Origin of the sequence: Neobacillus rhizophilus (assembly GCF_018343535.1) — a bacterium.
Lineage (GTDB): Bacteria > Bacillota > Bacilli > Bacillales > Cytobacillaceae > Neobacillus > Neobacillus rhizophilus.
In genome coordinates this window covers 1145597-1171123 of sequence record NZ_JAGYPF010000001.1, presented here as the reverse complement: position 1 = coordinate 1171123, position 25527 = coordinate 1145597, and the positions used below count along the sequence as shown (strand labels likewise).

The 25527-nt window shown below is 42.5% G+C and carries 25 protein-coding genes; 24 read left to right on the top strand and 1 reads right to left on the bottom strand.

All coding sequences use genetic code 11. The features are described 5' to 3' along the window. The first annotated feature begins 33 nt into the window (after nucleotides 1-33). From def to spoVM, 10 genes are all read left to right on the top strand, one after another. Nucleotides 34-519 (top strand): peptide deformylase, encoded by a 486-nt coding sequence (gene def / locus KHA99_RS05430; RefSeq protein ID WP_213116376.1) that lies wholly within the window; start codon nucleotides 34-36, stop codon nucleotides 517-519. Next, nucleotides 516-1460: a methionyl-tRNA formyltransferase gene (fmt, locus tag KHA99_RS05425; RefSeq protein WP_213116375.1), complete on the top strand. Its 945-nt coding sequence runs from the start codon at nucleotides 516-518 to the stop codon at nucleotides 1458-1460. The genes def and fmt overlap by 4 nt, the downstream gene beginning before the upstream one ends. Before the next feature lies 1 nt (nucleotide 1461). Beyond that, nucleotides 1462-2814 carry a 16S rRNA (cytosine(967)-C(5))-methyltransferase RsmB gene (gene rsmB, locus KHA99_RS05420; protein WP_213116374.1) on the top strand — a complete coding sequence of 451 codons (1353 nt, stop codon included), beginning with the start codon at nucleotides 1462-1464 and terminating at the stop codon, nucleotides 2812-2814. 3 nt (nucleotides 2815-2817) lie between these two features. Beyond that, the gene (gene rlmN, locus KHA99_RS05415) at nucleotides 2818-3906 is read left to right on the top strand and encodes a dual-specificity RNA methyltransferase RlmN (RefSeq protein WP_213116373.1); all 1089 of its coding nucleotides are present in this window, start codon (nucleotides 2818-2820) and stop codon (nucleotides 3904-3906) included. A 4-nt stretch (nucleotides 3907-3910) separates the two neighbouring features. Then, nucleotides 3911-4663, top strand: a complete 753-nt coding sequence (locus KHA99_RS05410) for a Stp1/IreP family PP2C-type Ser/Thr phosphatase (RefSeq protein WP_213116372.1) — start codon at nucleotides 3911-3913, stop codon at nucleotides 4661-4663. Next, on the top strand, nucleotides 4663-6645 hold the full coding sequence (gene pknB, locus KHA99_RS05405) for a Stk1 family PASTA domain-containing Ser/Thr kinase (RefSeq protein WP_213116371.1): 1983 nt from the start codon (nucleotides 4663-4665) through the stop codon (nucleotides 6643-6645). The genes KHA99_RS05410 and pknB overlap by 1 nt, the downstream gene beginning before the upstream one ends. 37 nt (nucleotides 6646-6682) lie before the next feature. Continuing rightward, entirely contained in the window at nucleotides 6683-7564 is an 882-nt protein-coding gene (gene rsgA, locus KHA99_RS05400) for a ribosome small subunit-dependent GTPase A (RefSeq protein ID WP_213116370.1), read from the top strand. A 2-nt stretch (nucleotides 7565-7566) separates the two neighbouring features. Beyond that, complete coding sequence (gene rpe, locus KHA99_RS05395; protein ID WP_213116369.1) at nucleotides 7567-8211, top strand: ribulose-phosphate 3-epimerase; 645 nt, start codon at nucleotides 7567-7569, stop codon at nucleotides 8209-8211. A 123-nt stretch (nucleotides 8212-8334) separates the two neighbouring features. Continuing rightward, on the top strand, nucleotides 8335-8985 hold the full coding sequence (locus KHA99_RS05390) for a thiamine diphosphokinase (protein WP_213116368.1): 651 nt from the start codon (nucleotides 8335-8337) through the stop codon (nucleotides 8983-8985). Between the two features lie 111 nt (nucleotides 8986-9096). Beyond that, on the top strand, nucleotides 9097-9180 hold the full coding sequence (gene spoVM / locus KHA99_RS05385) for a stage V sporulation protein SpoVM (RefSeq protein WP_042356285.1): 84 nt from the start codon (nucleotides 9097-9099) through the stop codon (nucleotides 9178-9180). 145 nt (nucleotides 9181-9325) lie between these two features. Here the strand turns inward: spoVM and rpmB are convergent, their stop codons facing one another. Beyond that, a complete protein-coding gene (gene rpmB / locus KHA99_RS05380; RefSeq protein ID WP_007087786.1) occupies nucleotides 9326-9514 on the bottom strand; it encodes a 50S ribosomal protein L28 in 189 nt (62 codons plus the stop codon). Nucleotides 9515-9800: 286 nt separating this feature from the next. Between rpmB and KHA99_RS05375 the strand changes: the two genes are divergently transcribed. The 14 genes from KHA99_RS05375 (at nucleotide 9801) to KHA99_RS05310 (ending at nucleotide 25523) form a co-directional block, all read left to right on the top strand. Further along, the gene (locus tag KHA99_RS05375) at nucleotides 9801-10163 is read left to right on the top strand and encodes an Asp23/Gls24 family envelope stress response protein (protein ID WP_213116367.1); all 363 of its coding nucleotides are present in this window, start codon (nucleotides 9801-9803) and stop codon (nucleotides 10161-10163) included. A gap of 15 nt (nucleotides 10164-10178) precedes the next feature. Beyond that, on the top strand, nucleotides 10179-11861 hold the full coding sequence (locus tag KHA99_RS05370; protein ID WP_213116366.1) for a DAK2 domain-containing protein: 1683 nt from the start codon (nucleotides 10179-10181) through the stop codon (nucleotides 11859-11861). A 114-nt stretch (nucleotides 11862-11975) separates the two neighbouring features. Continuing rightward, on the top strand, nucleotides 11976-12638 hold the full coding sequence (sdaAB, locus tag KHA99_RS05365; protein WP_213116365.1) for an L-serine ammonia-lyase, iron-sulfur-dependent subunit beta: 663 nt from the start codon (nucleotides 11976-11978) through the stop codon (nucleotides 12636-12638). 27 nt (nucleotides 12639-12665) lie between these two features. Continuing rightward, a complete protein-coding gene (gene sdaAA, locus KHA99_RS05360) occupies nucleotides 12666-13550 on the top strand; it encodes an L-serine ammonia-lyase, iron-sulfur-dependent, subunit alpha (protein ID WP_213116364.1) in 885 nt (294 codons plus the stop codon). Beyond that, nucleotides 13547-15595: an ATP-dependent DNA helicase RecG gene (gene recG, locus KHA99_RS05355; RefSeq protein WP_213116363.1), complete on the top strand. Its 2049-nt coding sequence runs from the start codon at nucleotides 13547-13549 to the stop codon at nucleotides 15593-15595. The genes sdaAA and recG overlap by 4 nt, the downstream gene beginning before the upstream one ends. A gap of 325 nt (nucleotides 15596-15920) precedes the next feature. Then, nucleotides 15921-16487: a transcription factor FapR gene (gene fapR / locus KHA99_RS05350; RefSeq protein ID WP_213116362.1), complete on the top strand. Its 567-nt coding sequence runs from the start codon at nucleotides 15921-15923 to the stop codon at nucleotides 16485-16487. 12 nt (nucleotides 16488-16499) lie between these two features. Continuing rightward, nucleotides 16500-17501 (top strand): phosphate acyltransferase PlsX, encoded by a 1002-nt coding sequence (gene plsX / locus KHA99_RS05345; RefSeq protein WP_213116361.1) that lies wholly within the window; start codon nucleotides 16500-16502, stop codon nucleotides 17499-17501. A gap of 13 nt (nucleotides 17502-17514) precedes the next feature. Then, nucleotides 17515-18462, top strand: coding sequence for an ACP S-malonyltransferase (fabD, locus tag KHA99_RS05340; protein ID WP_213116360.1), 948 nt, complete (start codon nucleotides 17515-17517; stop codon nucleotides 18460-18462). Next, nucleotides 18459-19202 (top strand): 3-oxoacyl-[acyl-carrier-protein] reductase, encoded by a 744-nt coding sequence (gene fabG, locus KHA99_RS05335; protein ID WP_213116359.1) that lies wholly within the window; start codon nucleotides 18459-18461, stop codon nucleotides 19200-19202. Before fabD ends, fabG begins: the two co-directional genes overlap by 4 nt. A gap of 97 nt (nucleotides 19203-19299) precedes the next feature. Continuing rightward, nucleotides 19300-19533: an acyl carrier protein gene (gene acpP, locus KHA99_RS05330; protein ID WP_213116358.1), complete on the top strand. Its 234-nt coding sequence runs from the start codon at nucleotides 19300-19302 to the stop codon at nucleotides 19531-19533. A gap of 152 nt (nucleotides 19534-19685) precedes the next feature. Next, entirely contained in the window at nucleotides 19686-20432 is a 747-nt protein-coding gene (gene rnc, locus KHA99_RS05325) for a ribonuclease III (protein ID WP_213116357.1), read from the top strand. 51 nt (nucleotides 20433-20483) lie between these two features. Beyond that, nucleotides 20484-24050, top strand: a complete 3567-nt coding sequence (gene smc / locus KHA99_RS05320) for a chromosome segregation protein SMC (RefSeq protein WP_213116356.1) — start codon at nucleotides 20484-20486, stop codon at nucleotides 24048-24050. A 17-nt stretch (nucleotides 24051-24067) separates the two neighbouring features. Further along, entirely contained in the window at nucleotides 24068-25054 is a 987-nt protein-coding gene (ftsY, locus tag KHA99_RS05315; protein ID WP_213116355.1) for a signal recognition particle-docking protein FtsY, read from the top strand. Nucleotides 25055-25190: 136 nt separating this feature from the next. Next, nucleotides 25191-25523: a putative DNA-binding protein gene (locus KHA99_RS05310; RefSeq protein ID WP_213116354.1), complete on the top strand. Its 333-nt coding sequence runs from the start codon at nucleotides 25191-25193 to the stop codon at nucleotides 25521-25523. The last annotated feature ends 4 nt before the right edge of the window (nucleotides 25524-25527 follow it).

Here is a 25527-nt window from a genome sequence, read left to right as displayed (position 1 = left end):
AATAATTAGTAGAAAAATACTGGAGGAACAGTTTTGGCGATACGTAAAATTGTAAACTACCCTGCGGAGATACTGGAAACAAAATGCCAAGAGGTAGTAAAGTTTGATAAAAAACTGGCAAAAATGCTAGATGATATGTATGACACCATGATTGAATTTGATGGAGTGGGGCTTGCCGCTCCGCAAATTGGTATAGACGCCCGTGTGGCGATCGTCGACATTGATGATGAATCAGGGACGATCGAAATGATAAATCCGCGTATTCTCGAAACAGCCGGAGAACAAACAGGACCGGAGGGCTGTTTAAGCTTTCCTGATTTGTTTGGGGAAGTATCAAGACCAAATTTTGTGAAAATTGAAGCCTTGGACCGAAAAGGGAGAAAATATGTAGTGGAGGCTGAAGGGTTCCTGGCACGGGCTATTCAGCATGAAATCGACCATTTAGACGGGATTTTGTTTACAGCAAAGGTATTGCGATATCTCGAGGAAGATGAGTTAAAAGGAGTAGAGGCTGAATGACGAAAATTGTTTTTATGGGTACACCTGATTTTTCAGTGCCTATTTTAGGACAAATCATTAAAGATGGCTACGAGGTAATTGGCGTGGTAACCCAGCCGGACAGGCCCGTCGGTAGAAAAAAGGTTTTAACACCGCCTCCCGTTAAGGTAGAAGCGGTAAAGCAGGGCATCCCTGTCTTGCAGCCGGAAAAAATTCGTCATTCAGAAGAGCTCAGTAAAATCCTCGCTTTGAAGCCGGACTTAATCGTAACGGCAGCCTTTGGCCAAATTTTACCAAAGGAGCTGCTGGATGCCCCGAAATTTGGCTGTATCAATGTCCATGCTTCCTTGCTTCCGGAATTACGCGGCGGAGCTCCAATCCATTATGCTATTATGCAGGGGAAAAAGAAAACAGGCGTTACCATTATGTATATGGTCGAGAAATTAGATGCCGGTGATATGTTATCAAAAGTGGAAGTTCCAATTGCCGAAGATGATAACGTTGGTACACTACATGAAAAACTTAGTGCGGCAGGTGCCAAACTGCTTTCAGAAACGTTGACTAGGCTCCTCGAGGGCAAATTAAACCCAGTGCCGCAGAATGACAGCGAGGCGACCTTTGCTCCCAATATTAAGCGAGAACAGGAAAAAATTAATTGGGCCAAAACAGGCGCTGAAATATATAATCAAATTCGCGGCTTAAATCCATGGCCTGTTGCTTTTACGATATTAGATGGCCAGGTGCTAAAAATTTGGCAAGCGGAGAAAATTAAAAATGCCAAGCAGGACGTACCCGGGACAATCATCAACATTGAGCCGGACGGCTTAACGGTCAGCACCGGAGATGATACGGCGATTAAAATTATCGAACTGCAGCCATCTGGAAAAACAAAAATGGCCAGTGAGCAATTTTTACGGGGAGCGGGTTCGAAAATTTCAGCAGGCAGTAAATTAGGAGAATAAAATGACAACCAAAGCGAGAACGAATGTACGGGAAGCGGCAATGGATCTTCTTGTTACGATAGAAAAAAATCAATCCTACAGCAATCTTCTGCTTAATCATGCAATCAATAATAATCAAATTTCGCAAAAGGATATCGGCTTATTAACGGAATTAACCTATGGGACGTTACAAAGAAGAATGGCCTTAGATTTCTTTCTCAAGCCTTATATAAAAGACCATAAAAAATTGGCGGATTGGATTATTCATTTACTTAGACTTACTGTTTATCAAATGGTTTATCTTGACCGAATTCCTGATCGTGCTGCTATATATGAGGCAGTAGAAATAGCCAAAAAACGTGGACATAAAGGAATTGCAGGTTTGGTTAATGGTGTGCTTAGAAGCATTCAAAGAGAAGGACTTCCATCTTTAAATGAAGTTTCTGACCCAATTGAAAGATTATCACTGGAAACGAGTCACCCATTATGGCTTGTGGGCCGCTGGGTCAGCCAATTTGGCTATGATAAAACAAAAGAAATGTGTGAGATCAATCTGACGGCACCGATGCAAATTGCCAGAGTCAATCTCACCAAGATTTCTCGAGATGAATGTGCCCAGGTGCTGGAAGAAGAGGGGTTTGAAATTGAAAAAAGCCCGATTATTCCAGAGGCGATTAGGTCGTTAAAGGGAAATCTGGCTACTAGCATTGCTTTTAAATATGGAATGTTCACAATTCAAGATGAAAGTTCAATGCTTGCAGCCTATGCATTAGGAGCCGAAAAAAATGAATTTGTCCTTGATGCTTGTGCAGCCCCTGGAGGTAAAAGCACGCATATTGCTGAAAAGATGCAAAATACTGGCGAAGTGATTTCCGTTGACCTTCACCAGCACAAAGTAAGACTAATCAATGAAAATGCCCGCCGATTAGGGTTATCAAATATAAAGACAAATGTCTCTGATTCAAGATTGCTGCAGGAAAAGTTCAAGCAGGAAACATTTCATCGCATTCTGCTTGATGCACCATGTTCCGGGCTTGGGGTAATGAGAAGAAAGCCTGATATGAAGTATACCAAGACCGAAAAGGACTTAGAGCGTTTAAGCAGTATTCAACAAAGTCTATTAACATCTGTTGCGCCTCTACTGAAAAAAGGCGGTACCCTTGTATATAGTACCTGTACAGTAGATAAAGAGGAAAATGAACATACAGTAAAGACATTTTTAGAAAACAATCCGGAGTTTGAGGGAGATTTATCATTCAAAAACAGGATGCCAGAAGCGATTCAACCGCTCATTACCGGATTTGATTTACAAATATTCCCACAGGATTTTGGGTCAGACGGCTTTTATATAGCCGCTTTAAAAAGGAAGGTGTAACGATTGGAACAACTAAATACAGCAGAGAAGAATACAGCATTGGACAAAAAGAAATCGATTTACTCACTGGAGCTTCAAGATTTAAAGGAATGGCTGAAAGAGAATGGCGAAAAACCATTCAGAGCTGAGCAAATTTTTGACTGGCTTTATAAAAAACGGGTCACTACCATTGAGGATATGAGCAATTTGTCCAAAGGATTAAGAGAGAAACTGGACGCCGCGTTTCAAATTACTACCTTAAATACGGTTATTCAGCAAACATCCTCGGATGGAACGATCAAATTTCTGTTTGAACTTCATGATGGATATTCCATTGAGACAGTTTTAATGCGTCACGATTATGGAAACTCAGTTTGTGTAACGACTCAGGTTGGCTGCAGAATTGGCTGTACCTTTTGTGCTTCCACTCTTGGCGGCTTAAAAAGACATTTAGAAGCTGGTGAAATCGTTGCCCAGGTTGTCAAGGTCCAGCAAGCTCTTGATGAATCAGATGAACGCGTCAGTTCCGTTGTCATTATGGGTATTGGCGAGCCATTTGATAATTACGATAATATGCTGTCTTTTCTAAAAATTATCAATCACGAAAAGGCGTTAAATATCGGGGCTCGTCATATCACTGTTTCAACAAGCGGTATTATCCCGAAAATCTATCAATTTGCCGATGAAAATATGCAAATTAATTTTGCCATCTCCCTGCATGCTCCTAATACGGAATTAAGGTCAAGGTTAATGCCGATTAATAAAGCTTTTAAACTTGATGACTTAATGAAAGCAGTGCGGTATTATATCGATAAGACAGGCAGAAGAATAAGTTTTGAGTATGGCCTTTTTGGCGGTGTTAACGATTCTGTAGAGCATGCCGAGGAATTGGCAGAACTGATAAAAGGGCTTAAATGCCATGTTAATCTGATACCTGTTAACTACGTTCCGGAAAGGGATTACGTCCGCACGCCTAGAGAAAAGATTTTTGCTTTTGAGAAAACGCTAAAAACGCGTGGTATAAATGTAACCATTCGCCGGGAGCACGGCCATGATATTGATGCAGCATGCGGGCAGCTTCGTGCAAAGGAGCGAAAAGAGGAGACGATGTAAAGGTATGAAAGAAGTATTTCAAACAGACCGAGGGAAAGTGCGTCTTCACAATGAGGATGCCGGGGGAGTTTTTATTAACCTTGACGGGGACCGCCTTGCCATCGTAGCCGATGGGATGGGCGGCCACCGTGCGGGTGATGTAGCAAGTGAAATGAGCGTATCGCATTTAAAACAAGAATGGGAAAAAACCAAAGGAATTAAAGATGCCGAGACGGCCGAAACGTGGCTCGAGGAGCATATTAAAAAGGTAAATGAAATTCTTTTTGACCATGCCTTAAGTCATACGGAATGTGACGGAATGGGGACGACGATTGTCGCTGCCATCGCTACGAGTTTGTTTGCGACAATGGCAAATATAGGCGACAGCCGCGGTTATATTCTTAATGAATCTGGTTTTAAGCAAATTACCGAAGACCATTCCCTTGTTAATGAATTAGTCAGAACCGGGCAAATTTCCAAAGAGGATGCAGAGCATCATCCTCGTAAAAATGTATTGCTAAGGGCATTGGGGACTGAAAAAACAGTCGAAATGGATATTAAAACAATCACTTTCGAAGAAGGCGATTTACTCCTTTTATGTTCTGACGGTCTTTCCAATAAAGTCAGTGAAACAAGGATGAAAGATACGCTGTTAAGCAGCGGCCATCTTGAGGAAAAAGCGAAAACCCTTATCTCACTTGCAAATGAAAATGGCGGAGAAGACAACATTACATTGGCTATAGTAGAGTTTTTGGAAGCCAGTGAGGGTGGTATGTAATGTTGATTGGTAAAAGACTAAGCGGCCGCTATAAAATCATTGATATGATTGGCGGAGGCGGCATGGCCAACGTTTACCTTGCTCATGATATGATCCTTGACCGGGACGTTGCGGTTAAAATGCTCCGGCTTGATTTTGCAAATGATGAAGAGTTTATTCGGCGGTTTCATCGAGAAGCACAATCTGCTACAAGCCTTGCACACCCAAACATTGTCAATATATTTGATGTTGGCGAAGAAGATGATTTATATTATATCGTTATGGAATTTGTAGATGGGAATACATTGAAACAATACATACAGCAAAATTCTCCTCTTAAAGTGGAAGAGGCAATTGAAATTATGAAACAGTTGACCTCGGCAATTTCTCATGCTCATCATAACCATATTATTCACCGTGATATTAAACCGCATAATATTTTGGTAGACCATGATGGGAATGTGAAAATCACGGATTTTGGTATTGCCATGGCTTTAAGTGCCACAAGCATTACGCAGACTAATTCAGTTCTTGGGTCTGTCCATTATTTATCGCCAGAGCAGGCCCGAGGCGGTATGGCCAATCGAAAGTCAGATATATATTCGCTGGGGATTGTTATGTTCGAATTATTGACCGGCAGACTTCCTTTTTCCGGAGAATCTGCTGTATCAATTGCTCTTAAGCATTTGCAATCCGAAACTCCGTCTGTCAGAAGATGGAATCCAAACATTCCGCAGAGTGTAGAAAATATCGTCTTAAAAGCGACGGCGAAAGATCCATTTCATCGCTATAATAGCGTCGATGAAATGGAGGAGGATTTACGGACAGCGCTTGATCCGGATCGACTGTTTGAACCCAAATTTATCATACCGATTGATGATGAAGCGACAAAGGCCATCCCGATTATTACAAATGATAAGCCATTAAAAAACTTAGATGAAACAATTGTTCACACCAGTGAAAAAAATACTAGCGGTTCGGGTGGCACTTCAGATTCGAAACAAGGAAAAGGGGCAAATAAAAAGCGAAGAAAATGGCCAATCGTTTTAACATCACTTTTAGTTTTGCTGGTTTTGCTTGGACTATCCGCCTATTTTGTTCCGGGATTAATCTCAGCAAAGGATGTCAAGATTCCTGATGTCAGCGGAATGAAGGAAGACGATGCAATTTCAAAGTTAAGAACTCAGGGGCTGACTATTGATAAGAGAATTAAACTAACTGACGAAGAAATCGAAAAGGGCAGTGTTATTAAAACGAATCCCGAAGCGGATACAATCGTTAAAGAAAAATCAAAGGTAACACTTTATATTAGTACCGGAAAAGAAAAATATGAATTATCCGATTATGTGGGCCGGCAATACGATGATGTAATTCGTTTGTTAGATAATCAGAATTTTAAAGATATAAAGAAGACTGAGAAAAACGATGACAGCGAACCGGGAACGATTCTCAGCCAAAATCCTTCCGGCGGGAAAAAGGTAGTTCCAGAGGATACTGTTTTGGAATTTGAAGTTAGTAAGGGCCCGGAAAAAATCGTTTTATTGGATCTAACACAATATAGTGTAAAAGCTGCACAGGATTATGCGGCATCGTTCGGTTTAACGTTAGATGCTTCTCAGGAACAATATAATGAAACCATTCCAAAGGGTATGATCATTTCGCAAGAACCTAAACAAGGGACTCAGCTTCAAAAAGGTGATAAAGTCACCGTGATTGTCTCAAAAGGAAAAGAAGAAAAACCCCCTAAGGAAAAAACGAAAGAAGTTACCATTGATTACGAACCTCCTATACCAGGTCAGCCTGGACAAAAACAAGAGGTAAGGATTTATATTGATGATATGAATCACAATATGAGTGTTCCTGCGGATGTCTTCTATATTACAGAAACAACAACAAGGCAAATTAAATTGATTATTGTGGAAGGTAAAAAAGCCAGCTATCAGGTGTTTCGTGATTCAAAAGTTATTGCAGAAGAAACGATTAATTACAACGACGTAGAATAACTTTTTTAAATTAAATCTTTTTACAAGGAGGGCTGCTATGCCTGAAGGGAAAATTGTAAAAGCATTGAGCGGTTTTTATTATGTTCTTTACAACGATGATTTAATTCAGTGCCGGGGAAGAGGAGTGTTTCGGAAAAATAAAATCACTCCCCTTGTGGGGGATGAAGTTGTTTTTCAAGCGGAAAATGACCAAGAAGGGTACATTTTGGAAGTGAAGGAACGAAAAAATGAATTGGTTCGCCCGCCAATTGCAAATGTCGACTTGGCGATTTTGGTTTTTTCCGCCGTCGAACCTGAATTTAGTACCGTACTCCTGGATCGTTTCCTTGTCCTAGTCGAGTTTAATCAAATTGAGCCGATTATATGTATTACCAAAATGGACTTAACAAATGATGAGGAGCAGCAGAAGATTTCAGAATATGCCGCACACTATCAGGCCGCCGGTTATGAAGTGATTATGACATCATCCGAGACCGAAACAGGCATTGAATTATTGCATCCACATCTTGAGGATAAAATATCGGTTTTTGCCGGCCAATCAGGGGTTGGCAAATCATCTTTGTTGAATGTACTAAGACCCGATTTGGAATTAAAAACAAATGATATCTCTACCCATTTGGGAAGGGGAAAGCATACAACAAGACACGTTGAACTGATAAAAGTCGGCAATGGGCTATTAGCGGATACACCGGGATTTAGCTCTTTGGATTTCACGGATATCGAAGCAGAGGATTTAACCTCCTGTTTTCCGGAAATCTTAAGGGCAAGTGAAAATTGTAAATTCCGCGGCTGCTTTCATCTGAGCGAACCGAAATGCGGTGTTAAACAGGCAGTAGAATCTGGTGAGATTCCAACGTATCGTTACGACCATTATGTCGATTTCCTCCAGGAAATTAAAGATAGAAAGCCGAGGTACTAGTTATGGTAAAAATCGCCCCATCTATTCTTTCAGCTGATTTTGCAAAATTAGGGGAAGAAATCTTAGCAGTTGAAAAAGGGGGAGCAGATTACATTCATGTAGATGTGATGGATGGTCATTTTGTCCCGAATATCACAATCGGTCCGCTTATCGTCGAAGCCATTCGTCCGGTAACCAAACTGCCGCTTGATGTTCATTTAATGATTGAAAATCCGGACCAATATATTGAAGCCTTTGCGAAGGCAGGTGCGGATTATATAACGGTCCATGTCGAAGCATGCCGTCACCTGCACCGCACGATTCAAAACATTAAATCCTTTGGTGTAAAGGCCGGGGTTGTCTTAAATCCTGCCACACCTGTAGAGTCAATCCAGCATATTATCGGGGATATCGATATGGTACTGTTAATGTCAGTCAATCCAGGATTTGGCGGGCAAAAGTTTATTCCTGAGGTGCTGCCGAAAATCAAGAAAGTAAAACAAATGGCAGTGGAAAAAGGATTAGAAATTGAAATTGAAATCGATGGCGGTGTCAATCCGGAAACAGCAAAGCTATGTATTGAGGCCGGCGCAAATGTCCTTGTCGCAGGGTCGGCCATCTATAATCAAGAGGATTATGCGAAGGCCATTTCGCATATAAGAGGATAAAGAAAACTCGCCGATTGGCAAGCCCCAAAGGGCGCAGACAGAGGCGTAGTTGCACTTATACTTCACTATTAGCTAACAAAGTCGGCTTAACGCCGGCTTTTTGTTTATATAAAAGGAGTTAAGATGATGATTATTCATATACTCGCCGGAGGTCCGGAGGATCTTCTGCCCGATTTAACGGAATATATCGAAGAAGATGCAATATGGGTGGGTGTTGACCGCGGTGTATTTCATTTGATATCGAGAAACATTACACCAGCAATTGCCTTTGGTGATTTTGATTCCGTGACAAAAGCGGAATTAGCGGTTATCGAAGATAAGGTAATTAAATTAAAAAAATTTATTCCTGAAAAAGATGAAACGGATATGGAGTTAGCTTTAAACTGGGCATTAAAGCAACAGCCGGAGAAAATCCTTCTTTTTGGCGCCACAGGGGGAAGGCTTGACCATTTACTGGCGAATGTCCAGCTGTTAATTCATCCGCTAAATGCCAAAACTGAAACGGAAATTTTTCTGATTGACCGTTACAATATTGCTTTTTTAAAAGGGCCAGGCACACATACACTTAGAAAAATGAAGGATAAAAAATATATTTCTTTTGTGCCATTAACCCTAGATGTTTTCGGGATTACCCTGGATGGGTTCAAATATCCTTTGAAGAACCGTCATATTTCCCTCGGATCCACACTATGTATAAGTAATGAACTTATTAGCGATTATGGTACTTTTTCATTTTCGGAAGGCATATTATTAGTGATAAGAAGCCATGATTAAAAGCCTCGAAAAATCGGTACTGATTTTGTTCGTTTGAATAAAATGGTAAGGGCGTACGGATTTAGGGTAAAGAATAAAATGTTAGACGTGAGATTTGTGAGGAGGGACAGTATGAAATTTTATACAATTAAACTGCCGAGATTTTTAGGTGGAATTGTCCGAGCGATGATTGGCGTGTTTAATAAAAAAGAATAGGAAAAGGCCTCATTCCCCCAAAAAGGGCTTATTACCTTTCATAAACCTAAAGCACCCATTCGAATAAACTGGGTGCTTTTTATTTTTATTAATTAGGACAAAATAAAAGAAAATGAGGCTGTCAGATGACAGCCTCACTAAAAAATTATACGCGTTCTACTTTACCGGATCTTAACGCTCTTGCAGAAACCCAAACACGCTTTGGTTTTCCATCAACAAGGATACGTACTTTTTGTAGGTTAGCACCCCATGTACGCTTGTTAGCGTTCATAGCGTGAGAACGGGCGTTACCAGTAGTGGTTTTCTTTCCAGTTACTACACATTTGCGCGGCATTAAATTTCCCTCCTTAACACGAAAAGCTTAACCAGTATTCTTTAAGATACTAATCATATAGAAAAATGGCATAGCCAAATTTTCTATCTTAAGATACCTTAATAATTTATCACACAACCATTATGAATGCAATAGCTTAGTTAAATGGTTTCAAGAAAAAAACCTTGACATTACCCTGAAATAAATGCTGTTATAGTAAACGTACCAGGAATGACTTTCAATATTTAAGCTACTATAGTAAAATGACTGTAGTTAAGGAGCAATTTTTCAGGAGGGGGAACGATTCATGTCCATTGAATTAAAAACGAAGTACGGACAAATTGATATTTCAAATGAAGTAATCGCAACCATTGCCGGAGGAGCAGCGGTAGAATGCTATGGAATTGTCGGCATGGCCTCTAAAAATCAGATCAAAGATGGCATAACTGAAATTCTTAGAAGAGAAAATTTCACCCGCGGTGTCATTGTCCGCCAGGAAAATGAAGCGTTACATATTGATATGTATATTATTGTCAGCTATGGAACCAAGATTTCTGAAATTGCTCACAACGTGCAATCGAAGGTTAAGTACACCCTTGATAAGACAGTTGGACTTGCCGTTGATTCGGTTAATATTTTCGTTCAGGGAGTTCGTGTGACGAACCCGTAGTAAGGAGTGAAGTTTGTGTCAATTACAGCATTAGATGGAAAACGTTTTGCCGAGATGATTATTCAAGGCGCCAATCATCTGTCAGCAAATGCTAAAATGGTAGATGCTCTAAACGTTTTTCCAGTTCCGGATGGCGATACAGGGACTAATATGAATTTATCCATGACCTCAGGTGCAAAAGAGGTTAAAAATAATGTTCAAGAACATATTGGTAAAGTAGGGGTTTCTCTCTCAAAAGGACTGCTCATGGGAGCACGAGGAAACTCTGGTGTTATTCTTTCGCAATTGTTCCGCGGTTTTTCTAAAGCAATCGAAGCAAAAGCAATCATTAATGGAAATGAATTTGCAGGAGCGCTTGAGGCCGGAGTTGAAACGGCTTATAAGGCTGTTATGAAGCCGGTCGAAGGAACAATTCTGACTGTTGCCAAAGATGCTGCCAAAAAAGCTGTGCAGACTGCGCAAAAATCAAATGATATTGTTGTTATTATGGAAGATGTTCTAAAGGAGGCTAAAGCTTCCCTAAAGCGTACACCTGACCTATTGCCTGTTTTAAAGGAAGTCGGAGTTGTGGATTCCGGCGGGCAGGGGCTTGTCTGTGTATATGAAGGCTTTCTTGCTGAATTAAAGGGAGAAAAACTGCCGGACTCACCAGAAGCCATGCCATCAATGGATGAATTAGTCAATGCCGAGCATCATAAAAGCGTTCAGGGCCATATTAACACTGAAGATATTGTATATGGCTACTGTACAGAGTTTATGGTCCGTTTTGAAACAGAAAAGATAGCAAAGCATCCATTTAATGAGACTGCTTTCCGCAATGATCTAAGCAATTATGGAGATTCATTATTGGTGATCTCTGATGATGATATTGTGAAAGTTCATATTCATTCCGAGCAGCCTGGTGAAGTATTAACATACGGTCAGCGCTACGGCAACCTTATTAATATGAAAATTGAAAATATGCGCCAGCAGCATTCCAATATTGTTGGAGAAACACATACTCCGCTTGCCACTGCGGTGAAAGAAACACCAAAAGAAAAGCAGGGATACGGAATTGTCGCTGTTTCGATGGGCTCGGGCGTTGCCGACCTTTTTAAGAGCATCGGGGCCCATGCAGTCATTGAAGGCGGCCAGACGATGAATCCAAGTACAGAGGATATTGTCAAGGCTGTTAAAGAAGTAAACGCCAAAAAAGTATTTATTTTGCCGAATAATAAAAACATCATTATGGCTGCTGAGCAGGCTCGCGATGTATCGGATGAAGAAATTTATGTGATTCCATCCAAAACCGTTCCGCAAGGGCTTTCCGCTCTGCTTGTCTTTAATCCTTCCGCAGATGCAGAGGCAAACACTACTGCTATGACGGAGGCGCTAAGCCATGTGAAAACCGGACAAATCACCTTTGCCGTCCGCGATACACAAATCGATGGACTGGATATTGAAACTGGGGATTTCATGGGGATTGCCGAAGGGAAAATTGTTGTTAAAAATAAAGATAAAGAAAAAGCAGCGGAAGACCTGTTATCAAACATGCTTGATGAAGATTCTGAAATTCTTACCATCATTTATGGTGAAGATGTGACAGAGGAAGAACTCAGCCAGCTTACCGAATTCGTTGAAGAAAAATTCAGCGATGTGGAAATAGAGGTTCATAATGGCAAACAGCCATTATATTCTTATATCTTTTCAATTGAATAAATAACGGCTAAAATAGAAGGGGGTCCATAGGGACCACCCTTCTTTTTTTGGATAATATATACTAACCATTTTTTAATAAAGATAGAAAGACATAGGGCAAGGGGGAATAGATTCATGAAGTATAGAAGCGTGTTTGATATCATTGGCCCGGTCATGATTGGTCCGTCAAGCTCTCACACTGCCGGTGCTGCGAGAATCGGCCGCGTCGCTAGAAGTTTATTTGGCAGGGAGCCGAAATGGGCAAATATTTCGTTATACGGATCCTTCGCGCAAACGTACAAGGGTCACGGTACGGATGTTGCGATTGTGGGCGGATTATTGGATTTCGATACGGACGATAAAAGAATTATCAAAGCTATTGAGATTGCTGAAGAACGCGGAATGAAAATTCGCTTCATTGAAGAGGATGCTGTTACAGACCACCCCAATACCGCTAGAATCATAATTGGCGATCACAATGGGGAGCTTGAATTAGTAGGCATTTCCATTGGCGGCGGAAAGATTGAAATCATCGAGTTGAACGGTTTTGAGTTGAAGCTTTCTGGCAATCACCCTGCCATCTTAGTTGTTCATAATGACCGGTTCGGTGCCATTGCAAGTGTAGCCAATACTCTGGCGAAATATGAAATCAATATCGGCCATATGGAGGTTTCCCGTAAGGAAGTTGGAAAAATGGCCCTGATGACAATTGAGGTTGACCAAAATATTGATGATACCCTGATCGAGGAACTCGAACAGCTGCCAAACATCTTGAAGGTAACAAAAATTGTTGATTAAACATACACAGCGAAAGGGGGTCATTTTATGTTTCGTAATGTAGCAGAATTAGTAGAACTGGCCAACAGTCAGAATAAAAAAATTTCCGAAATCATGATTGAACAGGAAGTCACCGTAACGGGACGGTCCAAGGAAGAAGTAATCGGCTTTATGGACCGTAACCTCAAAGTGATGGAAGAAGCAGTTGAGCGCGGATTGAAAGGAGTTACTTCCGTTACCGGCTTAACAGGCGGAGATGCAGTACTATTGCAAAAATATATTGAAAAAGGCAATTTCTTATCCGGTGAAACGATTCTCGATGCCGTCAGCCGGGCTGTCGCAACAAATGAAGTAAATGCGGCGATGGGAACGATTTGTGCCACACCGACTGCCGGATCAGCGGGTGTCGTTCCAGGGACGTTGTTTGCTGTAAAGAAAAAGCTGCACCCAACAAGAGAGCAAATGATTTCGTTTTTATTTACCGCCGGAGCGTTCGGCTTTGTTGTTGCAAACAATGCCTCCATATCCGGTGCTGCCGGGGGCTGCCAAGCCGAGGTGGGATCGGCAGCAGGAATGGCCGCAGCGGCGATCGTCGAAATGGCCGGAGGAACTCCGGAACAATGTGCAGAAGCGATGGCCATCACATTAAAAAATATGCTTGGCTTAGTTTGTGATCCGGTTGCCGGTCTTGTGGAAGTGCCTTGTGTAAAGCGAAATGCCATGGGTGCAGCCAATGCCATGGTAGCCGCAGATATGGCACTTGCCGGAATCAAAAGCCGAATTCCATGCGATGAAGTGATTGACGCAATGTATAGAATCGGCCAATCAATGCCAACAGCCTTAAAAGAAACAGCGCAGGGAGGGTTAGCGGCAACACCAACTGGCCGGGCGCTGCAGGCCAAAATTTTCGGAATGCCGCTTACAGAAAAGTGAATCCATATCTAAACCAGCCAATAACAGTTATAAAGGGCATTGGTGACGAAACGGCGGAAATTTTTTCAGAAATGAACATTTTCAACATTCATGATTTACTGGAGTATTTTCCCTATCGTTATGAGGATTACCGCCTTCGCGATTTGATGGAAGTACAACATGACGAGAAAGTGACGATCGAAGGGAAGGTTCAAAGTGAGCCTTCTCTTGTCTATTATGGCAGGAAGAAGTCAAAGCTCTCCTTCCGCTTTTTTGCAGGACAATACTTAATCAAAGTCGTTTTCTTTAACCAGCCCTATTTAAAAAATAAAATCACCATCAATGAAACGTTAACAATTACGGGAAAGTGGGATGCCCATCGGCAGACGATTACTGCCAGTGAACTCCAGATAGGGGAAAATGTGAAAGGTAAAGATTTTGAACCTGTATATTCTCTTAAAGGAAGACTGACAACAAAGGGCATGCGCAAATTTATTAACTTAGCTTTTCAACAATTTGGAGCGTATATTGATGAAACGCTGCCGGATTACTTCATAACAAAATATCGGCTTTTAAACAGGAGAGATGCCATAAAAGCGATGCATTTTCCTGGCGGCGGGGAGGATCTCAAGCAGGCAAGACGACGCTTTGTGTACGAGGAATTTCTAATCTTTCAGCTAAAAATGCAGGCACTTCGGAAGTTTGAGCGTGAACATTCACCCGGAATCAGCCAAAACTATGACCTTGGGAAATTGAAGGAATTCATCGCCCGCCTGCCGTTCCCATTAACAAATGCCCAGAAACGAGTTGTAAATGAAATACTATCCGACCTTAAGTCGCCTTATCGAATGAACCGCCTTCTGCAGGGAGATGTTGGATCAGGAAAAACGGTGGTGGCAGCGGTTGGTCTGTACGCAAGTGTAACGTCAGGCTATCAGGGGGCGCTGATGGTACCGACGGAAATATTGGCCGAGCAGCATGCAGAATCATTGAAAACCTTATTGGAACCCTTTGGAATAAAATGTGAATTGCTGACAAGTTCCATAAAAGGAAAGCGCCGCCGGGAAATCCTTGAGCAGCTTACGGAGGGAAATATTGATATCTTAATAGGGACACATGCGCTAATTCAGGATGAGGTAACATTTAAGAAATTAGGTTTTGTTATTACCGATGAGCAGCATCGTTTCGGTGTGGAGCAGCGCCGTATCCTAAGGGAAAAGGGAGAAAATCCTGATGTGCTGTTCATGACTGCCACCCCGATACCCCGGACGCTTGCCATTACCGTTTTTGGCGAGATGGATGTATCCATCATTGACGAAATGCCTGCTGGCAGGAAAACAATTGAAACCTATTGGGCCAAGCCAGAAATGCTTGAACGGGTATTGGCATTCGTAGAAAAAGAATTACGGAAGGGCCATCAGGCATACGTCATTTGTCCATTAATTGAGGAATCGGAAAAGCTTGATGTGCAAAATGCTATTGATGTGCATGCAACATTAAGCAGCTATTTTCAAAATCGCTTTACAACAGGGCTGATGCATGGGCGATTAAGCTCTGAAGAAAAGGATTCCGTTATGAAGGCGTTCAGTGCAAACGAGGTTCAAGTGCTCGTCTCGACAACTGTAGTTGAGGTTGGCGTGAATGTGCCCAATGCAACAGTAATGGTTATTTATGATGCAGAAAGATTTGGTCTCTCCCAGCTTCACCAGCTTCGTGGCCGTGTCGGCCGGGGAAGTGATCAATCCTATTGCATTTTGCTGGCCAGTCCAAAATCAGAGACAGGCCAGGAAAGAATGCGGATCATGACGGAAACCAATGATGGTTTTGTATTAAGTGAAAAAGATTTGGAGCTAAGGGGACCGGGAGACTTTTTTGGCAAAAAACAAAGCGGCATGCCAGAATTTAAAGTGGCTGATATGGTTCATGACTACCGCGCCCTCGAAACCGCCAGAAGCGACGCCGCCACCCTAATCCAATCAGAAACCTTCTGGAAATCGGAAGAATATCAATTGTTAAGAAGCCAGCTAGAAGACTCTGGGGTCCTTGAAGGAGAAAAGCTGGATTAATTTTTTGCTGAGTACAAATTGCAACCGGTTGATTGGAGCGGAAGGGGCTCGACTCCTGCGGGAGTACGGGACAGGGGAGACCCCGCAGGAGCGCAGCGACGAGGAGGCTCCCCGAACCGCCCGCGGAAAGCGAGCCCCTCGGGACAGGCAAAGAGCAGCCTGTCCCTGCGATGATTATTCTAAAGGAGCTTTCCTTAGTGGAGCGTAAATCAACATCTCATAAGTAAAAAGCAGACTGCAGGAGAAAACTAATCCTTGCAATCTGCTTTTTTAAATTTTATACTACTCTTAGTACCTAGTCATAAGTTTTCGGACGGTGTGAAAAATGAGAAGAAGCAAAAAAGAACGACAGCAGCTGCTTAGCTCAACCATTCAAGAGAATCCATTTATAACAGATGAAGAGCTTGCTGAAAAGTTTCAGGTAAGTGTCCAAACGATTCGCTTAGACCGCCTGGAATTATCGATACCCGAACTTCGCGAAAGAATTAAAACAGTCGCAGAAAAACGCTTCGATGATGAGGTTCGTTCCCTGCCGCTTGAAGAGGTAATCGGGGAAATTATTGATATGGAACTAGACCAGAGCGCCATCTCCATTTTTGATGTAAAAGAGGAGCATGTTTTTAAACGAAACCAAATTGCCCGGGGCCATCACTTATTTGCCCAGGCAAATTCGCTTGCTGTTGCGGTCATTAACGATGAATTAGCATTAACAGCAAAAGCCAACATCCAATTTAAGCGCTCCGTAAGATTAAATGAACGGGTCATTGCCAAAGCAAGGGTCATGAATATTGATGATGTGACTGGTCGGACGTTGGTCCAGGTATCAAGCTTCGTAAATAATGAACTTGTTTTTACGGGTGATTTTCAAATGTACCGTTCGAAAAACAACTAAAGGATGAGACATATGAAACTTGCGATTGATGCAATGGGCGGAGACAATGCCCCAAAGGAAATCGTTTTGGGAGCCATGAAGGCGGTAGAAACCTTTCCAGACTTACATATTACCCTTGTTGGGGATGAAAATAAAATTAACGAAACATTAAAGAAACATGACCGGATTACGGTTTTACATACGACAGAAGTTATTCTCGGTACAGATGAACCGGTAAGAGCAGTCCGCCGCAAAAAAACGGCCTCTATGGTTCTAGCAGCCCAACAAGTTGCCGATGGTGCAGCAGATGCCTGTTTGTCCGCGGGGAATACAGGTGCGCTTATGGCTGCCGGACTTTTTGTGGTCGGAAGAATTGATGGAATTGACCGGCCGGCCTTAGCTCCAACTCTGCCAACCATAGGTGGGGAAGGATTTTTATTGCTTGATGTGGGTGCTAATGCCGATGCCAAACCGGAGCATCTGGTGCAGTATGCCATCATGGGCTCCATTTATAGTAAAAAAGTAAGAGGGATTGAGAGTCCGCGTGTCGGACTTTTAAATATCGGAACAGAAGAGAAGAAGGGCAATGAACTAACAAGACATGCCTTTGATCTTTTAAAACAGACCGATTTGAATTTTGTTGGCAATGTCGAGGCCCGTGATCTGCTTGATGGCGTTGCTGATGTCGTCATAACGGATGGTTTTACAGGTAACATGGTGTTGAAAACCATTGAGGGAACGGCCCTTTCCATGTTTAAGATGTTGAAAACAGCGCTAATGAGCAGCTTTACAAGCAAGCTGGCAGCAGCCGTTTTAAAACCAAATTTAATGCAGTTGAAAGGTAAGCTGGACTATTCAGAATATGGCGGGGCAGGGTTATTTGGTTTAAAGGCACCGGTTATTAAAGCACACGGTTCATCAAATTCCCAGGCTGTCTTTAGTGCCATCCGCCAGACAAGAGAAATGGTTACCAACGATGTAGTCGGCTTAATTAAACAAACCGTCGAAGCAAATAACGAAACTATAGTACGATAGGGGGATTCTTATTTTGAGTAAAATAGCTTTTGTGTTTCCTGGGCAAGGTTCCCAAACAGTTGGAATGGGTAAAGATCTGGCAGAAAAATATCCTGAAGTGATGTCCTATTTTAAAAAGGCGGATGAATCTCTTAAAGTCCCTTTGAGCCAGCTGATTTTTGAAGGGCCAAAAGAAGATTTGACACTGACAATTAATACACAGCCAGCCCTTTTAACAACCAGTTTGGCGGTTTTATCGTTCTTCCAAAATTCAGGGGTTAAACCAGACTTTGTCGCCGGTCACAGCTTAGGGGAGTATACAGCCCTTGTAGCGGCAGGCGTGATGAGTTTTGAAGAAGGCGTATATGCCGTTAGAAAAAGAGGCGAGTTCATGGAGAATGCCGTGCCTAATGGGGAAGGTTCCATGGCGGCAGTTCTTGGTCTTGACCGGGTTAAGTTAGCTGCGGTAACCGAAGAAGTGACAAATGGGGGCAATCCGGTGGCCCTAGCTAATTTAAATTGCCCAGGGCAGATTGTCATTTCCGGATCCAAAAAAGGCATTGAAGATGCAGGAGCGAAAGCAAAAGAAGCAGGTGCCAAGAGGGTCCTGCCATTGGAAGTGAGTGGTCCGTTCCATTCACCGCTGATGAAACCTGCATCCGGACAATTGCGTGAAGTTTTAGATGGAATCGATATGAAAGATGCCGAGGTACCTGTAGTTGCCAATGTATCGGCTGAGCCGGTTACCTCCGCTGCTGAAATAAAGGATAAATTAATTGAACAGCTGTATTCACCTGTTTTATGGGAAGACTCTGTTCAAAAAATGATTGAATTAGGTGTCGATACCTTTATTGAAATTGGTCCGGGCAAGGTTCTTTCCGGCTTGATCAAAAAAATCGATAAAACGGTGAAAATCTTTTCTGTATCAGATGAGGAAAGTTCACTCGCTGTAATCGACGCATTGAAGGAGGAAAAGCTATGAGTTTAGCAGGAAAAGCTGCTCTCGTTACCGGTGCATCAAGGGGAATCGGCAGGGAAATTGCTCTTGAATTGGCAAGGCAGGGGGCAAATGTAGCGGTTAATTTTTCCGGAAGTGAAGCTAAGGCAAATGAAGTTGTCGATGAGATTAAGGCGCTCGGCCAAGAAGCTTTCGCGATTAAATGTAATGTTTCAAATACTGAAGAAGTAAGTGAAATGGTCAAGGCGGTTATTGAGCAATTTGGCAGGCTCGACATCCTAGTTAATAATGCTGGAATAACAAGGGATAATTTATTAATGAGAATGAAGGAAGAAGAATGGGATGATGTCCTCAATATTAATCTCAAGGGAGTCTTCCTAGTCACAAAGGCTGTTACAAGACAGATGATGAAACAGCGGGTTGGCAGAATCATTAATATTTCCTCTGTTGTCGGCGAAAGCGGAAATCCTGGTCAGGCCAATTATGTGGCAGCGAAAGCCGGTGTGATTGGTTTAACGAAAACAACCGCAAAGGAACTGGCGTCCCGCAATATTACGGTTAATGCGATCGCCCCAGGGTTTATTACAACAGATATGACCGATAAACTGCCTGAGGATGTAAAAGCGGAAATGTTAAAACAAATTCCGTTAGCTAGACTTGGCGAACCGAAGGATATCGCCAAAGCCGCGGCATTTCTTGCTTCCGATGATTCTGCATACATTACTGGACAAACGCTGCATATCAACGGCGGCATGGTAATGTAAATAGAAAAGCGGAAGCGCCGTGGCGCTGAAGCTGGACAAAAAATAATTTGTATTCATCCAGTAAAATAACTATAATACTTGAGGGGAGGTGAAAGTGATGGCAGAAGTATTAGAGCGTGTAACAAAGATCATCGTTGACCGTTTAGGAGTAGACGAATCTCAAGTTAAACTTGAAGCGTCTTTCAAAGACGACCTTGGAGCAGATTCCCTTGACGTTGTTGAACTAGTGATGGAATTAGAAGATGAATTCGATATGGAAATTTCCGATGAAGATGCCGAAAAAATCAGCACTGTTGGTGATGCTGTGACCTACATAGAAAGCCAAAAGTAATCTTCTTGGAATAATTTCTAAAGCTCCGTTTTCAAACGGAGCTTTATTCTGTAATATAGAACTTGGCACAACAATTGCCAAGTTTCTTTGCGTTTTAAACGTAAATTACTTAAACTTAGGCTATGCAAATTGGAAACAAGGTGGAGAATTTAATGCGCAAGAACTGGAAGGAAAAGGAAATTAACAATCGCGCAAACGAAAAACAATTTAAAGAACTACAAAATTCAATCGGTGTCATATTTGAAAACGAAAAATTACTAAAACAGGCTTTCACCCATTCATCATATGTGAATGAGCATCGCAGAAAACCTTTTGAAGATAATGAGAGGCTCGAATTTTTAGGAGACGCTGTGCTAGAACTGACGATCTCCCAATTCCTTTTTAAAAAATATCCGACTATGACCGAAGGAGAATTGACCAAGCTTAGAGCAGCCATAGTATGTGAACCATCCCTGGTAGCATTTGCGAATGAACTTCATTTTGGCAAACTAATCTTGCTTGGCAAGGGTGAAGAAATGACCGGCGGCAGGGAGCGCCCTGCTCTTTTGGCCGATGTGTTTGAAGCGTTCATCGGCGCTCTCTATTTGGATAAAGGAATCGAAGTGGTTATTCAGTTTCTTGAAAAGGTAGTTTTTCCTAAAATTGATGCTGGTGCTTTTTCTCATGTGATGGATTTTAAAAGCCAATTGCAGGAGCTAATCCAAAGAGATGGATCGGGCATGATTGAATATTGTGTCCTTCAGGAAAAAGGCCCTGCCCATAATAAGGAGTTTGTCTCTAAAGTGACCTTAAACGGCGATGAGCTGGGAGTGGGTACAGGAAGGTCGAAAAAGGAAGCAGAACAGCATGCTGCTCAAATGGCACTACAAATGTTAAAAAATGAGTCAGCCCAGAATTAACAAAAAAAGTTTTTGAGGAGAAATCCCCGGGCATTTTAGGAGGATTAATGAATGTTTTTAAAACGGTTGGACATTATTGGCTTTAAATCCTTTGCGGAGCGAGTTGGCGTGGAGTTTGTCCCTGGCATTACCGCAGTGGTTGGTCCAAATGGGAGCGGCAAAAGTAATATTACTGATGCCATCCGCTGGGTGTTGGGGGAGCAATCGGCCAAATCACTAAGGGGAAGCAAGATGGAGGACATCATCTTTGCCGGCAGCGATACGAGAAAAGCGCTCAATTTTGCCGAAGTAACCTTGACATTAGATAATCAGGATCAGGGGCTCTCGATTGATTATAACGAAGTAAGTGTCACGAGAAGGGTGACTCGCTCAGGGGATAGCGATTTTTATATTAATAAACAGCACTGCAGGCTTAAGGATATTATTGATTTATTCATGGATTCCGGCCTTGGCAGAGAAGCCTTCTCAATCATAAGCCAAGGAAAGGTAGAAGAAATTTTAAACAGCAAGGCTGAAGACCGAAGGACTATTTTTGAGGAAGCGGCCGGGGTATTAAAATATAAAAACCGCAAAAAAAAGGCAGAATTTAAGCTTTCAGAAACCCAGGAGAACCTCAATCGGGTTCATGACATTTTATTTGAGCTGGAAAGCCAGGTAGAACCTTTAAAAATTCAGGCATCCATGGCCAAAGACTATTTGGAGAAAAAGGAAGAGCTTGAAAAATTCGAGGTTTCGTTGACGGTGTATGAAATCGAAGACCTCCATCAAAAGTGGGAAAGTCTTTCGAAACAGCTTGATGTGCATCAACACGAAGAACTTGGGATTTCTTCGGATTTGCAGCTAAAAGAAGCAAAGATTGTTGAAATAAGGGATCAAATTGCTGCGTTGGATGAGTCGATAACCGACCTTCAGAATGTCCTCCTTCATGCTAGCGAAGAGCTTGAAAAGCTTGAAGGGCGTAAAGAGGTTCTGAAAGAACGGAAGAAAAACGCATCACAAAATAAAGATCAGCTCAAGCAAAATATTACTGATTTAACGAATCGTATCGCCGAGCTGTCAGGTGCCCGGGACTTGCAAATTGAGACTTTCAACACATTGGAGAAACAGGTTAAGGAATTGCAGGCCCAACTGAAGGAAAAGCAAGAGAAGCTTCATTTGTTTGCGGAAAATCTTGATGAGAAAATTGATAGCTTAAAGAGTGAGTATATCGACCTGTTAAATGAGCAGGCCGGTGCAAAAAATGAGTGGAAATACATCAACGAACAGCTTGAGCAGCAGGATCATAAAAGTACGAGGCTTGATGCGGAAAATGAAAAATTCCTGTTAGAACGGGAGGCGGCCCTTACTAAAAAGCAGCAGGTTCAGTCTTCTTTAGTTGATGTTCAGGCTAAGCTGGAAGCACAGGTCGTAACGTTCCGCGAGCAGCAGCGAAAGCTGGAGTCACTCAGGGCCAATTACCAAAAACAGGAGAAAACATTATACCAAGCATATCAGCTGCTTCAGCAGGCAAAATCAAAAAAAGAAATGCTGGAAGAAATGGAAGAGGACTTTGCAGGCTTTTTTCAAGGGGTTAAGGAAATCCTTAAGGAGCGTGGAAAAAAGCTTGCCGGCATTGAAGGTGCCGTTGCTGAACTCGTCACTGTTCCGAAGGAATATGAAACAGCCCTTGAAACAGCCTTCGGCGGGGCTCTACAGCATATCGTCGTAGATACTGAGGAAAACGCCCGCAAGGCAATTGGATACCTAAAACAAAATTCCTTTGGCCGCGCCACTTTCCTGCCGTTAACGGTCATTAAAGGACGGCCATTGTCAGTAGCACAATTGAATTTAATACAAAACCATCCATCTTTAATTGGAACAGCCGTAAGCCTCGTTCATTTTGACGGGAAATATGCAGAGGTCATGAATAATCTTCTTGGTAATGTGGTCATCGCAAAGGACCTAAAAGGAGCTAATGAACTGGCTAAGATGCTGCAATACCGGGTACGCCTGGTAACCCTAGACGGGGACGTCGTAAATCCTGGCGGTTCGATGACAGGTGGTGCCATCAAACAAAAAAGTTCATCTTTATTATCACGAAAAACAGAGCTAGAGGGTTTAAAAGAAAAACTGGTCATCATGGAAGATAAAACGGCCGGTTTAGAGAAGACCGTTAAATCCCTGAAAGAGGAAGTGCAGACCTCAGAAGCTGCGCTTGAGGAAATACGCAAATCCGGGGAAGATTTAAGACTATCAGAACAGTCGATTAAAGGGGATTTACGAGAAGCGGAGCTTGAAGAAAAGAATATTAATGACCGACTTGCCATTTATGATTTGGAAAAGAATCAAATAGCCAAAGACCGTTCGGAACTTTTCATAAGAAAAACGAAGGTGTCCGACTCGCTCGAAACATTTAAAAAGACCATTGCTGACCTGGATCAGAAAATCCTGATCCTGACAAATCAAAAGACAAAGGATTTAACATCCAAAGAATCGCTCACCACTGAGATAAATGAACTTAAGATTGAATTTGCCTCAAAAAATGAACAGTTTTTACATGCAAAAGAACGGCTCGAGCAAATGAAGCGGGATATCGTTGAAAACGAACAAAAGCTGACTATTTTCACCGAGGACTTGAATTTCCTGACAGCGGAAATGACCAACAGTTCAACCGGTGAGGAGCAGCTAGAGGAAGCCGCTAAACGAAAGCAGCTGGACAAAGAAAATACGCTTAAGCTGATTGCGGCCAGGAGACAGGAACGCTTAGAGCTGCAAGGCGACCTGGAGAATTTGGAGCTTGAAACAAAGGAATTAAAACGAGTTCATAAAGGATTAACCATCGCCATCAAGGACGAGGAAGTAAAAATGAACCGTTTCGATGTAGAGCTTGAAAACAGGCTGACGCACCTTAGAGAGGAGTATTTATTATCCTTTGAGGGAGCCAAGGAGCAATTCCCACTAACTGTATCGGTCGAGGAAGCACGCAAAAAGGTGAAATTGATTAAGCTTGCCATTGAAGAGCTAGGCCATGTTAATCTTGGTGCGATTGAGGAATATGAACGGGTATCGGAACGCTATGAATTTCTAAATGAACAAAAGGCTGATCTTCAAGAAGCAAAGGATACACTATTCCAGGTCATTGGAGAAATGGATGAAGAGATGAAGAAACGGTTCAGCCAAACCTTTGAGGGAATCAGGGAACATTTTGAACCGGTTTTCCGGGCTTTATTTGGCGGTGGGCGCGCAGACCTAATCTTAACAGAGCCAGAAGATCTCTTGAATACCGGTGTTGAAATCGTTGCCCAGCCGCCTGGTAAAAAACTGCAAAATCTAGGTTTATTGTCTGGGGGTGAGCGGGCCTTAACGGCAATTGCTCTGTTATTTTCGATTTTAAAGGTACGGCCTGTTCCATTCTGTATCCTTGATGAGGTTGAAGCCGCTTTAGATGAGGCCAATGTCCATCGTTTCAGTCAATATTTAAAACGCTATAGTAAGGAAACCCAGTTTATTGTTATCACTCATCGAAAAGGGACAATGGAGGGCGCCGATGTCCTTTACGGGGTGACAATGCAGGAATCCGGCGTATCAAAGCTTGTATCCGTCCGCTTGGAGGATACAAAAGAACTAGTAGAATCATAAGGTCAGGAAGTGAGAAAATGAGTTTTTTTAAAAAATTAAAAGAAAAGATTACAAAGTCGACGGATAATGTAACAGAAAAATTTAAGGAAGGACTCACCAAAACAAGGGACAGCTTTTCCGGCAAGGTCACCGACCTGATTGCAAGATACCGGAAAGTCGACGAGGAATTCTTTGAAGAGCTTGAAGAAATCTTAATCCAGGCGGATGTCGGTTTTGATACAGTTATGGAGCTGATTGATGAGCTGAAAATGGAGGTAAAGCGTCGCAATATTCAGGACCCTGTTGAAGTCCAAAGTGTCATCTCTGAAAAGCTGGTCGATATTTATAATTCCGGGGAAGAACAATCATCGCAATTAAATATACAGAAGGATGGACTGACGGTAATTCTATTCGTCGGAGTAAATGGTGTCGGTAAAACTACAACCATCGGCAAGCTTGCCTATAAGTTTAACTCCGAGGGAAAAAAAGTGATATTAGCGGCTGGAGACACCTTCCGTGCTGGTGCGATTGATCAGCTTGAGGTTTGGGGAGACCGGGTGGGAGTCGAAACCATTAAGCAGGCTGAGGGCTCAGATCCGGCAGCTGTCATGTATGATGCTATCCAGGCCGCAAAATCAAGAAACGCTGATATTCTCCTCTGCGATACAGCCGGCAGATTGCAAAACAAAGTAAACCTGATGAAAGAGCTTGAAAAGGTGAAGCGGGTAATTGAAAGGGAAATCCCGGGTGCGCCGCACGAAGTTCTCTTGGTGCTTGATGCCACAACCGGCCAAAACGCACTCATTCAGGCAAAAACCTTTAAAGAAGCCACCAATGTAAGCGGAATTGTCCTGTCCAAACTCGACGGAACCGCTAAAGGCGGAATCGTCCTAGCAATCCGCAACGAATTGAAAATCCCCGTTAAATTCGTAGGACTAGGAGAAAAAATGGACGACCTGCAAGAATTCGACGCCGAAAAATACGTCTATGGACTATTCGCGGAGCAGATTGAAAAGTCTGAATAGAATAATGTCCAGCTTCAGCGCCTTTTCGAGGCGCTTCCGCTTTTCTTTTTGTAAAGATGTTTTGCTTGACACTAACTGTTCGCCCATGTAAACTACTTCGTAAAGGCTTTTCGCTTTACAAAAAGGGGGATGCAGCATGCTTGAAAAGACGACACGAATGAACTACCTGTACGACTTCTATCATTCGCTGTTAACGCCAAAGCAGCAAAGCTATATGTCTCTCTATTATTTGGACGACTACTCACTCGGTGAAATCGCCGAAGAATACGAAGTCAGCCGTCAGGCCGTTTATGATAATATCAAACGGACAGAGGCAATGCTCGAGGAGTACGAAGAAAAGCTATTATTATTTCAAAAATTTCAGGAACGCAACCGGCTCGTCAAGCTTCTGAAAGAACTGCTCGATGAAGAGCAGCCAAGCAAGCAGGCGATGCAAGCCACAATCGCTGAGCTGGAGAATTTAGATTAGGAGT